Source organism: Aeromicrobium sp. (assembly GCF_047607065.1).
Classification (GTDB): domain Bacteria; phylum Actinomycetota; class Actinomycetes; order Propionibacteriales; family Nocardioidaceae; genus Aeromicrobium.
Window position 1 is genome coordinate 1 of sequence record NZ_JASGDU010000031.1, and the last position, 17,447, is coordinate 17,447.

The following is a 17,447-nucleotide window of genomic DNA, read 5'->3' on the forward strand; positions in this document are numbered from 1 at the left end:
CGCGTGAGGCGGCCGATGCCGGGCGTGCGCCGCGCGAGACCTTCGGCGCGGCCGCCGCCGCCGCCCGCGAGGGGCTGGCCCGCACCCCCGAGCAGATGGATCTTCTGGCCCGTGCGGGCGTGGTCGACGCCGGTGGGCGTGTCCTGGTGGTTGTGCTGGACGCGACCGAACAGGCGCTCACCGGGCGGGTTGCCCCGGCGGTCAAGACTGTGGTGCCGATCCCCGTCGAGGCGGGCGTCGACCTGGTCGAGGGCGGCCCGGCCTACGAGGTCATGTACCTGCTCGACGGCGACGACGAGGCGATCCCGCAGCTGCGCCGCACGCTGGCGGGCCTGGGCGATTCGCTCGTCGTCGTGGGCGGCGAGGGCTTGTGGAACGTCCACGTGCATGTCGACGACGTCGGCGCGGCCATCGAGGCCGGGCTGGAAGCCGGGCGGCCCCGGCAGATCGCCGTGACCCACTTCGCCGATCAGATCGCCCGCCAGCGCCGGCCGCGCCGCCACCGGCTCATCATCGCCGCCACCACCGGTGAGGGCATGACGGAGCTGTGTGCGCAGGGCGGGGCTATCACGCTGCCGTTCACCCGTACCGCCCCGCTGTCGCACGAGGTGGTCGCGGCGACCCTGGCTCAGGCCGACGCCGACGAAATCATCGTGCTGCCCAACAACTCGCGCTACGTGGGCCTGTTCGAGGCTGCGGCCAAGTCCGCACGGGAGACGGGCCGGCGGGTCGCGGTGATCCCGACCGCCGCTCAGGTGCAGGGCCTGGCAGCCTTGGCGGTCCACGATCCCGGCATCGACTTCGACGACGACGTCGTGGCGATGTCGAGCGCGGCCAGCGGCACCGCGCACGGGGCCATCACCGTGGCGTCCGAGCCGGGAATCACGATGGCCGGCCCCTGCCGGGCCGGGGACGTCCTCGGCGTCGTCTCGGGCGACTTCGCCTTCGTCGGGGCGGGCGCGCTGGAGGTCGCCGCGCAGGTCGTCGAACGGCTCCTGACCCCGTCGGCCGAGCTGGTGACGGTCGTGAGCGGGCAGGGGGCGGAGGATGATCTGGCCCAGCGGCTCGCCGGGCACATCTCCCGGACCCGGCCCGACGTCGACGTGGAGGTCTACCACGGCGGGCAGGAGAACTATGCGCTCTTCCTCGCGGTCGAGTGAGCGCGATGACGGGGCAGGTCACCTTCGCCAGCAAGCTCGGGCCGGTCGTCGGCGAGCGCTCGGCCCGCCCGCTGGCGACGGCGCTCGGGCTGCACACCGTCGGTGACCTGCTGCGGCATTACCCCCGGCGCTATCTGGAGATCGGCGCGTTGACGCCGCTGGGCGAGCTGACACCGGGCCGGCACGTGACGATCATGGCCGAGGTCGCCTCGACGAAGAACTTCTCTTATGGCCCCGGCGGGCGGCGTACCCGTACCGAGGTCGTCGTCACCGACGGCTCGGGCGAGCTGTCGCTGACGTTCTTCAACCAGCCGTGGCGCAAGGCGATGAAGCCCGGCGACGTGGGTCTGTTCTCGGGGGTCGTCGGCAGTTACCGCGGCCGCCTGCAGCTGACGCAGCCGCAGTTCGACCCGGCCGGTGACCGGCTCGGGCGCGGGGTGGTGCCGATCTACCCGGCGACCGCCAAGGTCTCGACGTGGGCCATCGAACGGGTCGTCGCGGCCTGCCTGGAGGTCGTCGACGTCTGGCCTGAGCCGCTACCGGCTTCGGTGCGCGCCGAGCACGGGTACCCCGGTGCGGCGGCGGCCTTCGAGAGCATTCACCGCCCCCGCGAGATGCGCGAGGCGATGACCGCGCAGGCGCGCTTCCGCTTCGAGGAGGCCTTCGTGATGCAGACGGTCCTGGCGCGCCGTCGCCATCTTGCTGCGGGGGAGTCGGCCACGCCGCGCCCGCCGGCCGGCGACGGCCTGCGCACGAGGTTCCTCGAACGTCTGCCCTTCGACCTGACCACCGGGCAGCGCGAGGTGCTCGACGCGATCACCGGTGACCTGTCCGGCTCGCATCCGATGCACCGTCTCCTCCAGGGCGAGGTCGGCTCGGGCAAGACCGTCGTAGCGCTGCTGGCCATGCTCCAGGTGGTCGACGCCGGCGGGCAGGCAGCGATGCTGGCGCCGACCGAGGTCCTGGCGGCCCAGCATCACCGCACGATCACCGCGATGCTCGGCGACCTGGCCGAAGCCGGGATGCTCGGCGGATCCGAGCGCGGCACGCGGGTCCGGCTGCTGACCGGATCGATGTCGAAGGCGGCGCGCCAGCGGGCGCTGCTCGATCTGGTGACCGGGGAGGCGGGCATCGTGGTCGGCACGCATGCGCTGATCCAGGACGGTGTGGAGTTCGCCGACCTGGGCCTGGTGGTCGTCGACGAGCAGCACCGTTTCGGCGTCGAGCAGCGTGCCGCCCTCGTCGACCGTGCCCGCGCGCGACCGCACGTGCTGGTGATGACCGCGACACCGATCCCGCGCACGGTGGCGATGACGGTGTTCGGAGACCTGGACGTGTCGGTGCTGGCCGAGTTGCCACGGGGCCGCCAGCCGATCCAGACCTCGGTCGTCCCGGTGGCGCAGCGCCCCGCCTGGCTCGACCGGGCCTGGGAGCGCGTCCGCGAGGAAGTGGCTCGCGGCCGACAGGCCTACGTCGTCGTGTCGCGGATCGGCGACGACGAGGGCGTGGAGTCCGAGAGGCCGACGCGCTCGCTCGTCGACCTCTACGAGGAACTGGCGGCCGGCCCGCTCGCCGGGCTGCGGCTCGGTGACCTGCACGGCAGGATGAGCGCGGAGGCGAAGGACGCGGTCATGTCGGCCTTCGCCGCAGGCGATATCGACGTGCTCGTGGCGACGACGGTGATCGAGGTGGGTGTCGACGTGCCGAATGCGACGGTCATGGTGGTCATGGACGCCGACCGGTTCGGCATCTCCCAGCTGCATCAGCTGCGTGGTCGTGTCGGACGCGGCGGGGAGCCGGGCCTGTGCCTGCTGGTCACCGCGGTCGATGCCGACTCGCCGGCGGCCGAGCGGCTTACGGCGGTCGCCTCGACCACCGACGGGTTCGAGCTGTCGCGCCTCGATGTCGAGATGCGCAGCGAGGGCGACGTGCTCGGTTCGCGGCAGTCCGGCTTCCGGTCGAGCCTGCGCCTGCTGTCGGTGGTCCGCGACGAGAAGGTCATCGGGCAGGCCCGGCAGGCGGCCGACGAGGTGGTGCGCGCCGATCCGGAGCTGGCCTCGACCCCCGATCTGGCGGCGGCGGTCCGGGCGCTGGAGTCCTCCGAGCACGCCGACTATCTGGAGCGCACATGACACGGGTGATCGCCGGGCAGTTCAAGGGCCGCCGGCTCAAGACCCCGCCGGGCGACGGCACGCGGCCCACGTCCGATCGGGTCCGGGAGTCGCTGTTCGCCTCGCTCACCTCGGTGTTCGGGGGCTTGGACGGGCTGCGTGTCCTCGATCTGTTCGCCGGGTCGGGAGCCCTCGGCATCGAGGCCCTGTCGCGGGGGGCAGCCCATGCCGATCTGGTCGACTCCGACCGCGCCGCAGTGCGGACGATCCGGGCGAACCTGGCCGATCTGGGCATCGCCGCCGCGCGGGTCCACCCGGTCACGGCCCGCCGCTTCGTGGCGACTGAACCGGCCGAGCCGTACGACTTGATCGTCCTCGACCCGCCGTATGCGCTGGCGACCGAGGAGGTCACGGCGCTCGTGGCGGTCCTCGCCGAGTCGCGCTGGTGCGCTGAGGACGGCCTGATCGTGGTGGAGCGGTCCACCCGCGACGGGTTCGTCTGGCCGGCCGGTGTCGACGCGCGGGCGAAACGTGCCTACGGGGAGACCTCGCTTTGGTACGGTCGCTGAAAACCGCGTGGACGGGAGCGATAGATGACGCGAGTGGTGTGCCCAGGCTCTTTCGATCCGGTGACGAACGGTCACCTCGACATCATCACGAGGGCGTCGTACCTGTTCGACGAGGTGGTCGTCGTGGTGCTGGTCAACGACGCCAAGAAGGGCCTGTTCGACACCGCCCAGCGCCTCGACCTGATCCGCCGCTCGATCCGCAACCGGCCCAATGTCACGGTCGATTCCTATGCGGGCCTGCTGGTCGACTACTGCGCGCAGAACGACATCTCGGCCATCGTCAAGGGCCTGCGGGCGGTCTCGGACTTCGACTACGAGCTGCAGATGGCCCAGATGAACGGCAATCTCACCGGCATCGACACCATCTTCATCCCGACCGCGCCGGATTACATGTTCATCGCCTCCAGCCTGGTCAAGGAGGTCGCCCGCCACGGCGGAGACGTCGCCGACCTCGTGCCGCCTGCCGTGCTTGCCGCCCTCGACGAGTCCTACGGCCACCAGCACTGACCCGCCGATTTCCCGAACAGGTCGGCCAACCGGTACAGTGGTCGCTGGCCTGCTCACGCGGGTCATGTGCCTTGCACTTGTGACGAACGGATGAGCGTGCAGACGGGACCCTGGGTCATCGACACCCACGAGTTGGGGCGGCGGCCGGGCCACGAACGCACCTATCATCTGCGAGCCACGGTGCCGGCGCAGTGGGGCTACGACGTCTTCGGCGTTCCCGAGGGGTCCGAGGTCGACCTGGAGTTGCGGCTCGAGGCGGTCATGGACGGGGTTCTGGCGACAGGATCGACCACGGTGACGGCGACCGGCGAGTGCGTCCGGTGCCTGGAGCAGGTCGAGGAGGATCTCGACCTGGAAATCCAGGAGCTGTACCTCTACGACCGGCCCTCCGACGAGGAGGAGGCCGAGGAGACCCAGTGGCTCGAGGGCGACCTGCTCGACCTCGAACCGACACTGCGTGACGCGGTGGTGTTCGCACTGCCGCACCACCCGTTGTGTGATCCGGACTGTCCGGGACTGTGCCCCGATTGCGGGGCGCGGATCGCGGATGATCCCGACCACACACACGGAGCGGCGGTCGACCCGCGATGGTCGGCGCTGACCACCCTGATCGATTCCGACACTGTGATCGAAGAACCCAAGGAGTAATCGTGGCCGTCCCGAAGCGGAAGATGTCGCGCAGCAACACCCGTCACCGTCGCTCGGCCTGGAAGGCCGCGAAGGTCGCGGTCGTCGACTGCGCCAACCCCGCGTGCGACAGCAAGGTCATCCCGCACCGCGCCTGCACCGAGTGCGGTCAGTACGGTGCCCGCGGCGAGCGCCGCCAGGTTCTCTGATCCGATTTGCACGTGGACGAGCTGCGTGCCGTCCTCGGGGTTCCCGATCTTGATCCGGAACTGACGACTCATGCGCTGACCCACCGGTCCTATGCCTACGAGCACGGCCAGATCCCGAACAACGAGCGGCTGGAGTTCCTCGGTGACTCGGTTCTCGGCCTGATCGTCACCGACGCGCTGTTCCGGACGCATCCGGACCTGCCCGAGGGGCAGTTGGCGAAGCTGCGTTCGGCGGTCGTCAGCGCGAAGGCGCTGGCGGTGGTGGCCCGCACGCTGGGCGTGGGCGAGCATGTGCTGCTCGGGCGCGGCGAGGAGGCCACGGGCGGACGCGACAAGGCCTCGATCCTGTCCGATACGGTCGAGGCGCTGATCGGCGCGATCTACATCCAGTTCGGCATCGAACGCGCCTCGCAGGTCGTCCACCAGATTTTCGATCCGGTCATTGCCGATGCAGCCCGGCTGGGCGCGGCGCTGGACTGGAAGACCTCGTTGCAGGAGGTCGCGGCCGAGCGCGGATTCGGCGTGCCGGTCTACGTCGTGCAGAGCGAGGGACCCGATCACGCCCGCAAGTTCGCCGCGTCGGTGTACCTGGGCGTGCTGGTCTTCAGCGGCGGCACGGGGACCTCCAAGAAGCAGGCCGAGCAGGAGGTCGCCCAGGTCGCCTGGGAGACGCTGACCGGTGCCTGAACTGCCCGAGGTCGAGGTCGTGCGGCGGGGGCTTGAGGCTCACGTTGTCGGCAGCAGGATTGCTGCTGTCGAGGTGTTGCACCCTCGACTCGTTCGGCGGCACGGCGCTGGCGCGATTGACTTCGTCAACCAGCTTGTTGGACGACAGTTCGTAGGAGCGAAACGGCGAGGCAAGTACCTATGGCTCCCGTTGGACAACGGCGACGCTCTGATGGCTCACCTCGGCATGAGTGGACAGATGCTGGTGCAACAAGCAGGACAGCTTGATGAGCGGCACCTGCGGGTACGGTTCTCGTTGGGGGAGCGGGAGCTTCGCTTCGTTGACCAGCGCATGTTCGGTGGGCTGTCGCTCAGTGAGGGTGGTGCGGTCCTTCCTGCTGAGATGGCACACATCGCGCCGGACCCCATGGAGCCTGCATTCGACCCGGACGTGGTCGTTGCTCGCATCAGGCGCAGTTCTTCCGGTATCAAGCGCTTGTTGCTCACGCAGACGGTCGTGAGCGGTGTCGGAAACATCTATGCCGACGAGGCCTTGTGGAGAGTCCGGCTCAACGGGGAGCGCCCTGGGAACCGGCTCAGTAGAGGCACCGTGCTTGAGCTTCTCGATCATGTTCGAGATGTCATGACAGTGGCGCTCACGCAGGGCGGCACCAGCTTCGACGCCCTCTACGTGAACGTGAACGGACAATCTGGCTACTTCGACCGCTCCCTCCGTGCATACGGGCGAGAGGGGCTGCCGTGCGAGCGTTGTGGCACCCTCATTCGCAGAGTGGCCTTCATGAATCGAAGTTCCTACTTCTGCCCGACCTGCCAGAAGCCGCCTCGCGGTCGATGAACGAGTCTTCTCCGTGGCGATGAGTCGAACTAGGGTGCTTGGGTGAGTTTCTATCTGCCCAGCGACGAGGGTTTCGAGGAGGCACTCCGCATCCGTCGAGGCGAAAGCACGCTTGACCCGGCCTTCGATGGGTTTGCATCGGCATTCGCCAGCGCTTTCGAGGTTGTCCCGCTCACCTTGGTGACTGACACGATGCCGAAGGCAGGAGCGAGAGGTGTCATCTCGGCTGGGAGTGGTCCTTGAGAGGACTACAGAACTGCAGAAATTCTACGACTCCGGCGGCTTCACCGACGAGCAAGCGTCGCTTCTCTGGGACGGAGAGAGTCCTAGCAGGTGGGCAGACCTCTACTACCCGTTGGTCCATGGAGACGACGAGTTCGGATACATCTCGCGAGAGGAAATCTTGTTTCATTACGACAGCAAGGAAACGTTCGACCGGGACTACTCCAGCAACCGGTACTACTACTTCAAGTAGCCAAGAGACGCAGAGGAGCGGGTGGCTTCGCGGAGAAGCTTGGCTCCCGGAAGGCCACGCCCGCTTGATGAGGTAAGTCTTTGAAGCCCGTTAACATCTACGCCGGCGAACACTTCGATCAGCCTCGACTTCCACTTCGCGGGCTTCCTCGCTCAGGAGGTGGTGTCGGGGCGCTACCGGTCCGCCAGCGAGGTCGTGCGCGCGGGATTGCGGTTGCTGGAGGACCGGGAGACGCAGATGGCTGCCCTCCGCGCCGCGACATTGCCGGAGAGCAGGAGCGGCGGCCGTGATTCCGCTGCACCAGTTGTCCGGTTGATTGGCGGCGGATCCGCTACGGTTCCCTCGTGAGCAACTACGGCGACGAGGCGCGTGCCCGCTTCGTCGCCGAGCCGCCCAAGCGCGCCGGACGCACTCCGTTCGAGCGTGACCGCGGCCGCATCGTGCATTCGTCGGCGTTGCGGCGTCTGTCGGCCAAGACCCAGGTGCTCGGTCCGGGTGTCGATGACTTCGTGCGCAACCGGCTGACCCATTCGCAGGAGGTCGCCCAGGTCGCGCGGGAGCTGGGGGCCTCGCTCGGCTGCGATCCGGAGATCGTCGATTCGGCCGCCCTTGCCCATGACCTCGGGCATCCGCCGTTCGGGCACAACGGCGAGGTCGCACTCGACGCGGTCGCCGAGCCGTGCGGCGGTTTCGAGGGCAACGCGCAGACCTTGCGGCTGCTGACCCGACTGGAGGCCAAGACCTTCGCGTCGGACGGTTCGAGCGTCGGCCTCAACCTCACCCGCGGCACCCTGGCGGCCTGCGTCAAATACCCGTGGGCGCGCGGCGAAGCGCCGGACGGGGGCGGCAAGTTCGGCGTGTACGCCGATGATCTGCCGGTTTTCGCGTGGCTGCGCGACGGTGCCGAGCCGTTCGTGCGCCCGGTGGAGGCCGAGGTCATGGACCTGTCCGACGACATCGCCTACTCGGTCCATGACATCGAGGACGGTGTCGTCGGCGGGTGGTTTGATCTCGTCGGTGACCTGGAACTCGACCGTGTGTGCGCGGTGGCCCGCGACTGGTACGCGCCGGCGGCCACCGACGACCGGCTGCTCGCGGCGTTCGACCGGCTTCGCGCCATGCCCGAATGGCCGTCGGCCGCTTTCGACGGTAGCCGCCGTGCTTTGGCGGCTTTGAAGAGCCTGACCAGCGCGCTGATCGGCCGGTTCGCAGTGTCGGCGCAGACCGCGACCCGTCGGGTGTGGGGGGAAGGGCCGCTGGTGCGGTACGAGGCTCATCTGGAGGTGCCTGCCGAGACGCTGGACGAGATCACGATGCTCAAGGCCGTCGCCGCTCATCACGTGATGCTCGCCGATGACCGTGTCGAGCAGTTGGCCGAACAGCGTGACCTGCTGACCGCGCTGGTCGGCCGGCTGATCGAGCGTGAGGGGCGTGATTTCGACCGGGACCTGGCGGCCGATTTTGCGGCCGCAGCCGACGATGCCGCCCGGCTGCGCGTCGCCGTCGATCAGGTCGCCTGCCTGACCGATCTGTCCGCCCGCCAGCGGGCCGCTCGCATCGGTCTTTGACTGCAGCCCGCACGGGGTGCCGTTCACAGGGGTTCCTACGCTCACCAGGGTGAGATGTTGGGCGTTGAGTCCGTTACCCATCCGATGTCACGGCACCCGCGTTTACGAGGGCGGTGTCCTGGCGGATCGTGCTGGAGCCGTCTTGGTTGACGAGGATTCGCACCTGGGCTGGGATCTGCTCCTTCATCGCCTCGACGTGGCTTATCAGCCCGATGGTGCGACCGCCCTCGCGCAGTTCGTTGATCGTCTCCATCGTGACCTCGAGGGTCTGCGGATCGAGCGCCCCGAAGCCCTCGTCGATGAAGAGCGTGTCGAGGCGCAGACCTCCGGCGCGGGAAGTGACCACCTCGGCCAGGCCGAGCGCGAGGGCGAGCGACGCCTGGAACTTCTCGCCCCCCGACAGCGAGGCGGGGGCGCGGGCGTCGCCGGTGTGGGCGTCGAGGACTGTCAGGTCCAGGCCGCTGCGGCCCTGGGTGTTCACCGTATCGGAGTGCTGCAACTGGTAGCGGCCCTTCGTCATCGCGGTGAGACGGATGTTGGCCGCGTCGAGGATGTCGGTCAGCTCCGCGGCGAGGGCGAAGGTCTCCAACGGCATGCGCCGGGCATTGGCACCGAGACCACGCAGCGCCAGGTCGAGATCAGCGACCGTGCCGTGGCGGGCGATGAGATCGGCCGACGCCTCGATGGTCTCGGTGATCCGTTCGGCCAGATCCGACAGCGCCGCCAGCCGGGCCTGGCGTGTCGCCAGGTCCGAGGTGGCGGCCTCGTGCGCTCCACGCGCATCCTCGACCGCTGCCGCAGGAGCCTCCAGGTCGACCGGATCGACGGGCAGATCGGCGAGTTCGGGATCGGACAGCACCGAGGCGACGACGGCACCGTCCTGGTCGTGGGCGATCACGAGGCCGTCGAGCCGTCCGATCTCGGCGGCGGGGAGCCGGGCTGCCCGGACCTCGGCGGCCGAGGCGAAGCCGGTGTCCCGCAGGGACTCGGTGAGCGCCTGCTCGGCCTCCGCCTGGGCCTCTCGGCGCTGCCGGACGGTCTCGATCAGCGCGATGACGCGCCGCAGTTCTTCGTGCTCGGCTTGGAGCGCGTCGCGCCGGGCCTGCGCGCTCGGGGCGTCGCCGCGAGCCTCGGCCACGGCGGCGAGGGCATTGGCCAAGGCATCGGCGCAGGTGGTGGCATGTGCGGCGGCGGCCTCCCGGCGCTCGGCGGCCGTGGCGAGGTCGGCGTCGAGGGTATCGATCCGTTCGCCGAACCGGGTGCGCTCGGCTTCCAGAGCGCTCCGGCGGGTGACCGCCTCGGCGGCGGTGGCCAAGGCGGCCTCGGCGTCACCCAGGGCCGCAGTCAACTCCTGGGTGCTACCGCCGGCGGCCTCGACCGTGGCCTTCAGCGTTGCGCGGAGCGCTTCGACCTCGGCCTTCGCGTCCGACTCCTGCGCCCGCGCGGCCGCATGAGCCTGTTCGGCGGCCTCGACCGACTCGGCCCGGACGTGATCGTCTCCCGGTGTCGCCGGGCGAGGATGGTCGGGCGCTCCGCACACCGGACACGGCTCGCCATCGGCCAACTCGGCGGCCACGGTCGACGCCCAGCCGGCGAGCTGACGACGACGCAGGTCCAGCCAGGCCGATTCGGCCTGATGGGCCGCCTCGGACAGGCGCAGATGACGGTTCTCGGCCTCGGTCAGTGCGGCGGTCTCGTCAGCCGCGCGCCGGGCGGCGGCGAGTCGTTCGCGCAGGCGCGCGACGGTGTTCTCGGCGGCGAGGTGATCGGCACCGCAGTCGCCGAGCGCCGTGATCTCGGCCGAGATTCGCGTGACCTCGTCTCGTGCCGTGCTGCGCTCGGCGAGGTGCTCCTGGGTCGCGCGGTCGATTTCGGTGAGTGCCTGCTCGGCCGCCTGCGCCTCGCGCTGCAAGGTCGGCAGGCGACGCTCGGACTCGACGGCCCCGGAGAGTGCGCCGAGGCGATGCGCGAACTCCTGCTCCCGGACGCGCAGAACCTCGGCGTCGGTCTCGGCATACGGCAGGCCGGCGAGCGCGGCGCGGGCCTCCTCAAGCCGGGCGGCGGCGGAGGCCTGCGCGGTGACTGCGGGGTAGGCCGGCTCGGCCCTACGCGCCGTCGCGACCGCGGCGCGATGGACCTCGATCAGGTCGTGCTCGGCGGCCAGTTCCTCTCGCCGTGCGAGAGCATGCGCGCGGCGCTGCTGGCGTTCGTCCGTCGTGCGGGCGCGCTGCCACGCCGCCTCGGCGGTGGTGAGCAGGTCACCGGTCTCGGTGACCCGTGCCTGCGCCTGTTCGACCTCGGCCGCGTGCGCGGCGACGATCTCGCTGGCCCAGGGCGCGGCAGAAGTGCCCTGCGGCGGATCGTCGACCCTGGCCTGGCGAGCGAAAGCGGCGATTATGGTGGCAAGCACCGCCTCTGCCTGTTCGACCTCGGCCTTGACAGTCCGGGCGCGGTCTTGCATCTCGGCGGCGTACCGCTCGAAGCGTTCGGTGCGAAACAGCGTGCGCAGCAGCGCCCGGCGCTCCTCGCTCTTGGCGACGAGGAACTCCTGGAAGCGGCCCTGGGCCAACAGAACGACCTGGAGGAACTGATCGGCGTTGAGACCGAGCAGTTGCTGCACGTGGATCTCGGCATTGCCGAGCTTGGTCTCGATGGTCTGCCAGTCGCCGTCGGCCCACCGACAGAGTTCGAGTTGGGCCGCTTTGCGCGTGAAACCCGTTCCGCGAGCCTTGGGCGCGTCCCACGACGGTGAGCGCCTCGCCCGGTACCGGGCCTGTGCGACGGTGAACTCCACCGTGACCGTGGTCGGCTCGTCCGGGCCGAGATAACGGCTGCGCACGTGGACATCGGCCTTGCCGCCGTACCGGGGGACCGAGCCGAACAGCCCGAAGGTCAGGGCGTCGAGTACCGACGATTTGCCGGCACCGGTCCGCCCGCCGATGAGGAAGACGCCATCGTCGGCGAAGGCGTCGAAGTCGACGCGCGCCGTCTCGCGGAACGGTCCGAAGCCGGTCATCTCGACCGCATGGATCCTCATGCGGTGCCCGCTTGCTCGCCGCCGGCGAGGACCTCGTCGATCAGCTCCCGCTCGGCCTCGCTCAGGCCCGCACCGCGGACGGTCTGCAAGAAGGTGTCGACGATCTGCGCATCGCTCTTGCCCCGGACCAGCTCGCGGTAGGCGCGCCCCTGCGTGCCGGTGGCCGCCAGGGAGACGTACTCGATCTGGGCGCAGTGCGGGAAACGATGCTGGAGCCGCCGCATCGCCTCGCGCTGGCGCTGCGGATCGGTGAGCCGGGCGCGCACCCAGGCGTCCTCGGCGTCTGTGTGGGCAGGATCGCTCAGCAGATCATCGAGGGTGCCGGTGAGCGTGACCAGTCGCCGCAGCACCGGCAGGTCGTGCCAGGTGACCTCGGCCAGGCCGCCGGCATCGAGGTCCACCAGCCACCCGCCGCGCGGCTTGGCCTCCTCGGAGAAGGACAGGTGCAGGGGTGCCCCGCTGTACCTGAGGTGCTCGGCCAGCGTCGAGCGGCCGTGGATGTGCCCCAAGGCGGCATAGTCGACCCCGTCGAACGCCGACAGCGGCACGCGGTCGACGCCGCCGACCGAGTCCGTGTCGACGATGGCGCGCTCGGACTCGCAGGACTCGCCCTCGGCCCCCGCGACGAAGGTGTGGGCGAGTACCACCGAGCGGCCTCCGCGCACCGCGAGGTCGGCTCGGATGCGGCGCATCGCCTCGCCGACGGCGTCGGCCTGCGTGCGCATCGGCGACTCGCTGCGCCACAGATGGCGAAGCCGGGCCGGTTCGAGGAAGGGGATGCCGTAGAAGTGGACCGGACCGTGGGCGTCATCAAGAGTGACCGGTGCCTCGATCCGTTCGGGCCGCGTGAGCAGATGGATCCCCGCCGCGGCGATGAACTCGGCCATCGTGCCGAGCCGGGTCGGGGAGTCGTGGTTGCCCGAGCTGATGACCAGGCGCGCCCCAGTCTCGTGCAGGCGTCGCAAGGCGCGGTTGAAGACGGCGATGGCCTCGGCCGACGGCGTGGAGGAGTCGTAGACGTCACCGGCGACGACCACCACGTCGGCACGCAGCTCGGCGACCGTCTCGGCCATCGCCGCCAGGACCTCCTCCAGAGCGGCGAGGGTCGAGTGGCCGTGGAAGGTGCGCCCCACATGCCAGTCCGAGGTGTGCCAGATCCGCATGAGGCGAATCTAGGGGGCGGCACCGACAGAATCGGCGACGGCCGCTCAGCCGGCCGGGATGCGGAACCGCTTGATACGCGAGGTGGCACCGCCGGCGAGCGCGACCCGGGACGTGGCAACGCCGAAGTGGGTCGCCAGCGTGGCACACACCGCTGCGTTCGCCTTGCCGTCGACGGCCCGCTCGCGCACGAACACCACCAGGTCGATCCCGTCCTCGCCGGCCTCGGTCACGAGGGGACCCTTGGCGCTGCCGGGCTTGACCCGCACCCGCACGATCCGTTCCTCGACCATACCGGGAGTCTGGCAGATTCACCGGCCGAGAGGCCCCGCTGGTTGAGGTGGTCCCTTCGCCCTTCGAGGCTGCTTCTACATCGCAGCACCTCAGGACCCGGCTCCCTCGGTCGTTGAGGTGTGAGGCCGTTCGCGGCCGAGCCTCGAAACGACCTGCCACGCGGCAAGTCCCTTCGAGGCTCCTCGTTCCTCGTCGCACCTCAGGGACCGGGACGGGTGGCAGCCTCGAAGCCACCCACCGCACCTCAGGGGCCACGGTCTGGGAACATCGCGGCGGGGGCCGCCATCTGACGACGGATCCCGCCACCGCGTGAGAGGAACGCCCGTGACCCGTTCGGCCACAGTGATCGGTACCGTGATTGTCCAGGTCATCACGGGTTACGGCCCCGATGACGGCATGGACGAACGCGACGAACGGGTCGTGCCGCCCCCGCGCTGAGACCGCGCGGCTCTCAGCGGGGTGCCATGCGGATGGCCCCGTCGAGCCGGATCGTTTCGCCGTTGAGCATCGGGTTCTCCACGATGTGCGCCGCGAGCGCGCCGAACTCGGCCGGATCGCCCAGGCGCGACGGATGCGGCACCTGCTTGCCGAGCGAGACGCGCGCGTCCTCCGGCAGCGAGGCCAGCAGCGGCGTGTCGAACAGGCCGGGCGCGATGGTGCACACTCGGATCTGCAGGTTCGACAAGTCGCGGGCGATGGGCAGCGTCATGCCGACCACGCCGCCCTTGGACGCCGAGTAGGCAGCCTGGCCGATCTGCCCGTCGAAGGCCGCCACCGACGCGGTGTTGACGATGACGCCGCGCTCCTCGCCGAGAAGATCGAGTCCGGCCATGTGCGCCGCAGCGAGCCGGATGACGTTGAACGTGCCGATGAGGTTGATCTCGATGATCCGCTGGAACTTGTCCAGCGGATAGGGAGTGTTCTCCCGCCCGACGGTCTTGATCGCGTCGCCGGTTCCCGCGCAGTTGACCACCGCGCGCAGCTCGCCCAGTTCGGCCGCCGCGTCGATGGCGGCCTGCACCTGGTCGGCGTCGCGCACGTCCGCACCCACGACGCGGACGGCGTCGCCGAGGTCGCGCGCGACGGCCTCGCCGGCACCCGGCAGGTCTAAAATGACGGCCTTGGCACCCTTCGCCACGAGGGCTTCGACGGTGGCCCGGCCCAGGCCGGAGGCTCCGCCGGTGACCAGGGCGACGCTGCGGGAGATGTCCATGAACGTGTCCTTTCGAGTGGTGAACGTCTAACGAGTGGCGAGGTCACGGCTGATGACCAGCCGCTGAATCTGGTTGGTTCCCTCGAAGATCTGCATGACCTTCGTCTCGCGCATGTATCGCTCCAGGGGGAAGTCGCGCGTGTAGCCGGCACCGCCGAGCACCTGGACGGCATCGGTGGTGACCTTCATGGCGTTGTCGGTCGCGATGAGCTTGGCGATGGAGGCCTGGCGACCGTACGGCCGGCCGGCGTCCTTGAGGCGGGCCGCGTGCAGATAGGTCGCCCGCGCCGATTCGACCGCCGCGGCCATGTCGGCCAGCAGGAACCCGAGCCCCTGGTGGTCGATGATCGCCTTGCCGAAGGCCTCGCGCTCCTTTGCGTAGGCGACTGCCGCGTCGAGAGCACCCTGCGCGACGCCGGTGGCGACGGCGGCGATGCCGAGGCGGCCCGCATCCAGCCCGGCCAGCGCGATGGACAGCCCCTGGCCTTCTTCGCCGATGCGTCGCTCGGCCGGAATGCGTACGCCGTCGAACAGCATCGTCGCCGTCGTGGAACTCATCAGGCCCATTTTCTGTTCGGGCACATCGGCACTCAGGCCTTCGGTGCTCGCCGGCACCAGGAAGCAGGAGATGCCCTTCGATCCGTCTGAGGTACGCGCCATCACGGTGTAGAAGTCCGCCTGACCGCCGTGCGTGGTCCAGGCCTTCGCTCCGGTCAGGACGTAGTCGTCGCCGTCGCGGACCGCCGTGGTGCGCATGGCTGCGGGATCGGATCCGGCGTGCGCCTCCGACAGGCAGTACGCGCCGAGTGTGCGGCCCGAGAGCATGTCGGGAAGCCAGCGGCGGCGCTGCTCGTCAGTTCCGGCGTGGAACAGTGGGAAGCAGCTGAGCGCATGGACGCTAGTGCCGACTCCGACGGCGGCCCACGCCGTCGCGATCTCCTCGACCACCTGCAGGTAGACCTCGTACGGCTGGCCTCCGCCGCCCAGATCCTCCGGATATGGCAGGCTCAGCAGCCCGGTGCGGCCGAGGAGGGCAAAGACGTCGCGGGGGAAGGCGGCCTCGCGCTCGGCCTGGTCGACCTGCGGGCGCAGTTCGGCGTCGACGATGTTGCGGGTCAGCGCGAGCAGGTCACGGGCCTCCTCGGTCGGCAGTAGGCGTTCTGCGGGCATCGCGGGACCTTTCTCGGCTGGGCGTCAGCAGGTGACGTGGCAGAGCAAGGGTACGCTGCCAGGCGTCTCATCGCCTTGCTCAGGAGTTCCCCATGGCCCTGCCCGCCGCCCTGGACCGCCCACTGCGGTTGCCCGTCGTCGCCTCGCCCATGTTCATCGCCTCCGGCCCGGACCTGGTGAAGGCGCAGTGTCAGGCGGGGGTCATCGGCGCTTTCCCGGCGCTGAACGCGCGGCCGCAGACCCTGTTGGACGACTGGCTGCACGAGATTGCCGAGAGCAACGCGGCGTTCGCGGCGGCCCACCCGGAGGCACCGGTCGGGCCGTTCGCGGTCAATCAGATCGTGCACCGCTCCAACGACCGGCTCGAAGCGGACATGGACCTCGTGGTCAAGCACGAGGTGCCCATCGTCATCACCTCCCTCGGGGCGCGCCCGGAGATCAACGAGGCCGTTCATTCCTACGGCGGCATCGTGCTGCACGATGTCATCAACGACCGGTTCGCGCACAAGGCGATCGAGAAGGGGGCCGACGGCCTCATCGCGGTCGCTGCGGGTGCGGGCGGCCATGCGGGGACGCTGTCGCCGTTCGCGCTGGTGCAGGAGATCCGCCGTTGGTTCGACGGGCCGCTGCTGCTGTCGGGCGCGATGGCCCACGGTCGTTCGATCCTGGCCGCGCTGGCCGCCGGGGCGGACTTCGCCTACGTCGGATCGGCTTTCCTGGCCACGCACGAGGCTAATACGGTCGAGGACTACAAGCGCATGATCGTCGATTCCTCGGCAGACGACATCGTCTACAGCAGCCTGTTCACCGGGGTCCACGGCAACTATCTGCGCGGCAGCATCGAGGCTGCGGGCCTGGACCCGGCGAACCTGCCCGACGGTGACGTGTCGACGATGAGCTTCGGCTCGGGCGACGCCGGCGGCGAGGCGAAGGCGTGGCGCGACATCTGGGGTTCGGGTCAGGGCATCGGAGCCGTCGACGCGGTGGTCTCGGCGGGCGAGCTCGTCGACCGCCTGGCCGCCGAGTTCGCCGAGGCCCGCGCGAGCCTGGACGAGCGCCTCAGCCGGTGATAAGAGGTTCCGCAGATAGGTCCGCTGGCTGAGGTGCGAGCGAGGAACGAGCGAGCCTCGAAGCCTGCCGTGGGTGGGTCATTTCGAGGCTCGCAAGCTCGCACCTCAATGACCGGCTCCGCCAATCTGCGGAACCTCTACGTTGCCCTTATGGGCCTGATCGTCGGGTATGCCAACGCGCGGCGCGATGAGGACATCGCGAGGATTCGCCGTGTGCTGGCGTTGCGTGCGATGTCGGCCTCGGGGATGAACTAGCGACAGATCGCCGAGAAACTGGGCATCAGTTCATCGGCGGTCAGCCAGCAACTCAAGTTCACGGCCGAACTCGACGGTGTTCATCCGGAGGTGCTGCTGGAGGCGGCCGCTCCGATCCTCACAACGCTGGCTGTCGAGCACGGCTATTCGCGCCTGGCGGCCTTCGGCTCGGTGGCCTGCGGCGAAGCGCGCGCAGACTCCGATATCGACCTGATGGACCTCAAGGCGGCCAAGGAACTCACAGGTTCCTCCAGTAAGTGGACCCCACCACGGCAGGCTTCGCCCTTCGAGGCTCGTCGCACCTCAGGGACCGCTCCTCGCGCCTCAGGACTCGGCTCGCTCGTTCCTCGCGGGTCCTGAGGTGCCGCGAGGAACGAGCGGCCTCGAAGGGCGCACCTCAGCTAGGGCGTGTTGATCAAGTGGTTTCGTCTTCGCATGGGTGAGTCTTGAACGGTGATGCGGCAGGAGATCTCTGACGAGGTGTGGTCGGTGATGGAAC

General features: G+C 69.5%; 17 protein-coding genes. 12 read left to right on the forward strand and 5 right to left on the reverse strand.

All coding sequences use genetic code 11. The features are described from left to right. From QM597_RS04490 to QM597_RS04540, 11 genes are all read left to right on the forward strand, one after another. Window positions 1-1,160 (forward strand): DAK2 domain-containing protein (locus QM597_RS04490; RefSeq protein WP_415003676.1); only part of this gene is annotated, 1,160 nt, incomplete at its 5' end. A gap of 5 nt (window positions 1,161-1,165) precedes the next feature. Further along, window positions 1,166-3,292: an ATP-dependent DNA helicase RecG gene (gene recG / locus QM597_RS04495; RefSeq protein ID WP_415003677.1), complete on the forward strand. Its 2,127-nt coding sequence runs from the start codon at window positions 1,166-1,168 to the stop codon at window positions 3,290-3,292. After that, window positions 3,289-3,840, forward strand: coding sequence for a 16S rRNA (guanine(966)-N(2))-methyltransferase RsmD (rsmD, locus tag QM597_RS04500; RefSeq protein WP_415003678.1), 552 nt, complete (start codon window positions 3,289-3,291; stop codon window positions 3,838-3,840). The genes recG and rsmD overlap by 4 nt, the downstream gene beginning before the upstream one ends. Window positions 3,841-3,864: 24 nt before the next feature. Continuing rightward, entirely contained in the window at window positions 3,865-4,347 is a 483-nt protein-coding gene (gene coaD, locus QM597_RS04505) for a pantetheine-phosphate adenylyltransferase (RefSeq protein ID WP_415003679.1), read from the forward strand. Between the two features lie 90 nt (window positions 4,348-4,437). Next, window positions 4,438-4,995, forward strand: a complete 558-nt coding sequence (locus QM597_RS04510; protein ID WP_415003680.1) for a YceD family protein — start codon at window positions 4,438-4,440, stop codon at window positions 4,993-4,995. Between the two features lie 2 nt (window positions 4,996-4,997). Continuing rightward, entirely contained in the window at window positions 4,998-5,183 is a 186-nt protein-coding gene (gene rpmF / locus QM597_RS04515) for a 50S ribosomal protein L32 (RefSeq protein WP_415003681.1), read from the forward strand. 12 nt (window positions 5,184-5,195) lie between these two features. Then, a complete protein-coding gene (gene rnc / locus QM597_RS04520) occupies window positions 5,196-5,870 on the forward strand; it encodes a ribonuclease III (protein ID WP_415003682.1) in 675 nt (224 codons plus the stop codon). Continuing rightward, the gene (mutM, locus tag QM597_RS04525) at window positions 5,863-6,705 is read left to right on the forward strand and encodes a bifunctional DNA-formamidopyrimidine glycosylase/DNA-(apurinic or apyrimidinic site) lyase (RefSeq protein WP_415003683.1); all 843 of its coding nucleotides are present in this window, start codon (window positions 5,863-5,865) and stop codon (window positions 6,703-6,705) included. The genes rnc and mutM overlap by 8 nt, the downstream gene beginning before the upstream one ends. Window positions 6,706-6,919: 214 nt before the next feature. Next, window positions 6,920-7,180 carry a hypothetical protein gene (locus tag QM597_RS04530; RefSeq protein ID WP_415003684.1) on the forward strand — a complete coding sequence of 87 codons (261 nt, stop codon included), beginning with the start codon at window positions 6,920-6,922 and terminating at the stop codon, window positions 7,178-7,180. Window positions 7,181-7,297: 117 nt separating this feature from the next. After that, complete coding sequence (locus QM597_RS04535; protein WP_415003692.1) at window positions 7,298-7,528, forward strand: type II toxin-antitoxin system ParD family antitoxin; 231 nt, start codon at window positions 7,298-7,300, stop codon at window positions 7,526-7,528. Beyond that, window positions 7,525-8,748 (forward strand): deoxyguanosinetriphosphate triphosphohydrolase, encoded by a 1,224-nt coding sequence (locus QM597_RS04540; RefSeq protein ID WP_415003685.1) that lies wholly within the window; start codon window positions 7,525-7,527, stop codon window positions 8,746-8,748. The genes QM597_RS04535 and QM597_RS04540 overlap by 4 nt, the downstream gene beginning before the upstream one ends. Window positions 8,749-8,821: 73 nt before the next feature. On the opposite strand, the gene QM597_RS04545 is transcribed toward QM597_RS04540, so the two are convergent. The 5 genes from QM597_RS04545 to QM597_RS04565 form a co-directional block, all read right to left on the reverse strand. Further along, window positions 8,822-11,785, reverse strand: a complete 2,964-nt coding sequence (locus QM597_RS04545; RefSeq protein WP_415003686.1) for an AAA family ATPase — start codon at window positions 11,783-11,785, stop codon at window positions 8,822-8,824. Then, window positions 11,782-12,948 carry an exonuclease SbcCD subunit D gene (locus QM597_RS04550; protein ID WP_415003687.1) on the reverse strand — a complete coding sequence of 389 codons (1,167 nt, stop codon included), beginning with the start codon at window positions 12,946-12,948 and terminating at the stop codon, window positions 11,782-11,784. The genes QM597_RS04545 and QM597_RS04550 overlap by 4 nt, the downstream gene beginning before the upstream one ends. 45 nt (window positions 12,949-12,993) lie before the next feature. Beyond that, complete coding sequence (locus QM597_RS04555; RefSeq protein ID WP_415003688.1) at window positions 12,994-13,239, reverse strand: DUF167 domain-containing protein; 246 nt, start codon at window positions 13,237-13,239, stop codon at window positions 12,994-12,996. Window positions 13,240-13,691: 452 nt separating this feature from the next. Next, window positions 13,692-14,453, reverse strand: a complete 762-nt coding sequence (locus tag QM597_RS04560; RefSeq protein ID WP_415003689.1) for a 3-hydroxyacyl-CoA dehydrogenase — start codon at window positions 14,451-14,453, stop codon at window positions 13,692-13,694. 27 nt (window positions 14,454-14,480) lie between these two features. Continuing rightward, window positions 14,481-15,623 carry an acyl-CoA dehydrogenase family protein gene (locus tag QM597_RS04565; protein ID WP_415003690.1) on the reverse strand — a complete coding sequence of 381 codons (1,143 nt, stop codon included), beginning with the start codon at window positions 15,621-15,623 and terminating at the stop codon, window positions 14,481-14,483. A gap of 92 nt (window positions 15,624-15,715) precedes the next feature. On the opposite strand from QM597_RS04565, the gene QM597_RS04570 reads away from it, so the two are divergent. Further along, the gene (locus tag QM597_RS04570) at window positions 15,716-16,693 is read left to right on the forward strand and encodes an NAD(P)H-dependent flavin oxidoreductase (protein WP_415003691.1); all 978 of its coding nucleotides are present in this window, start codon (window positions 15,716-15,718) and stop codon (window positions 16,691-16,693) included. Window positions 16,694-17,447 lie beyond the last annotated feature (754 nt).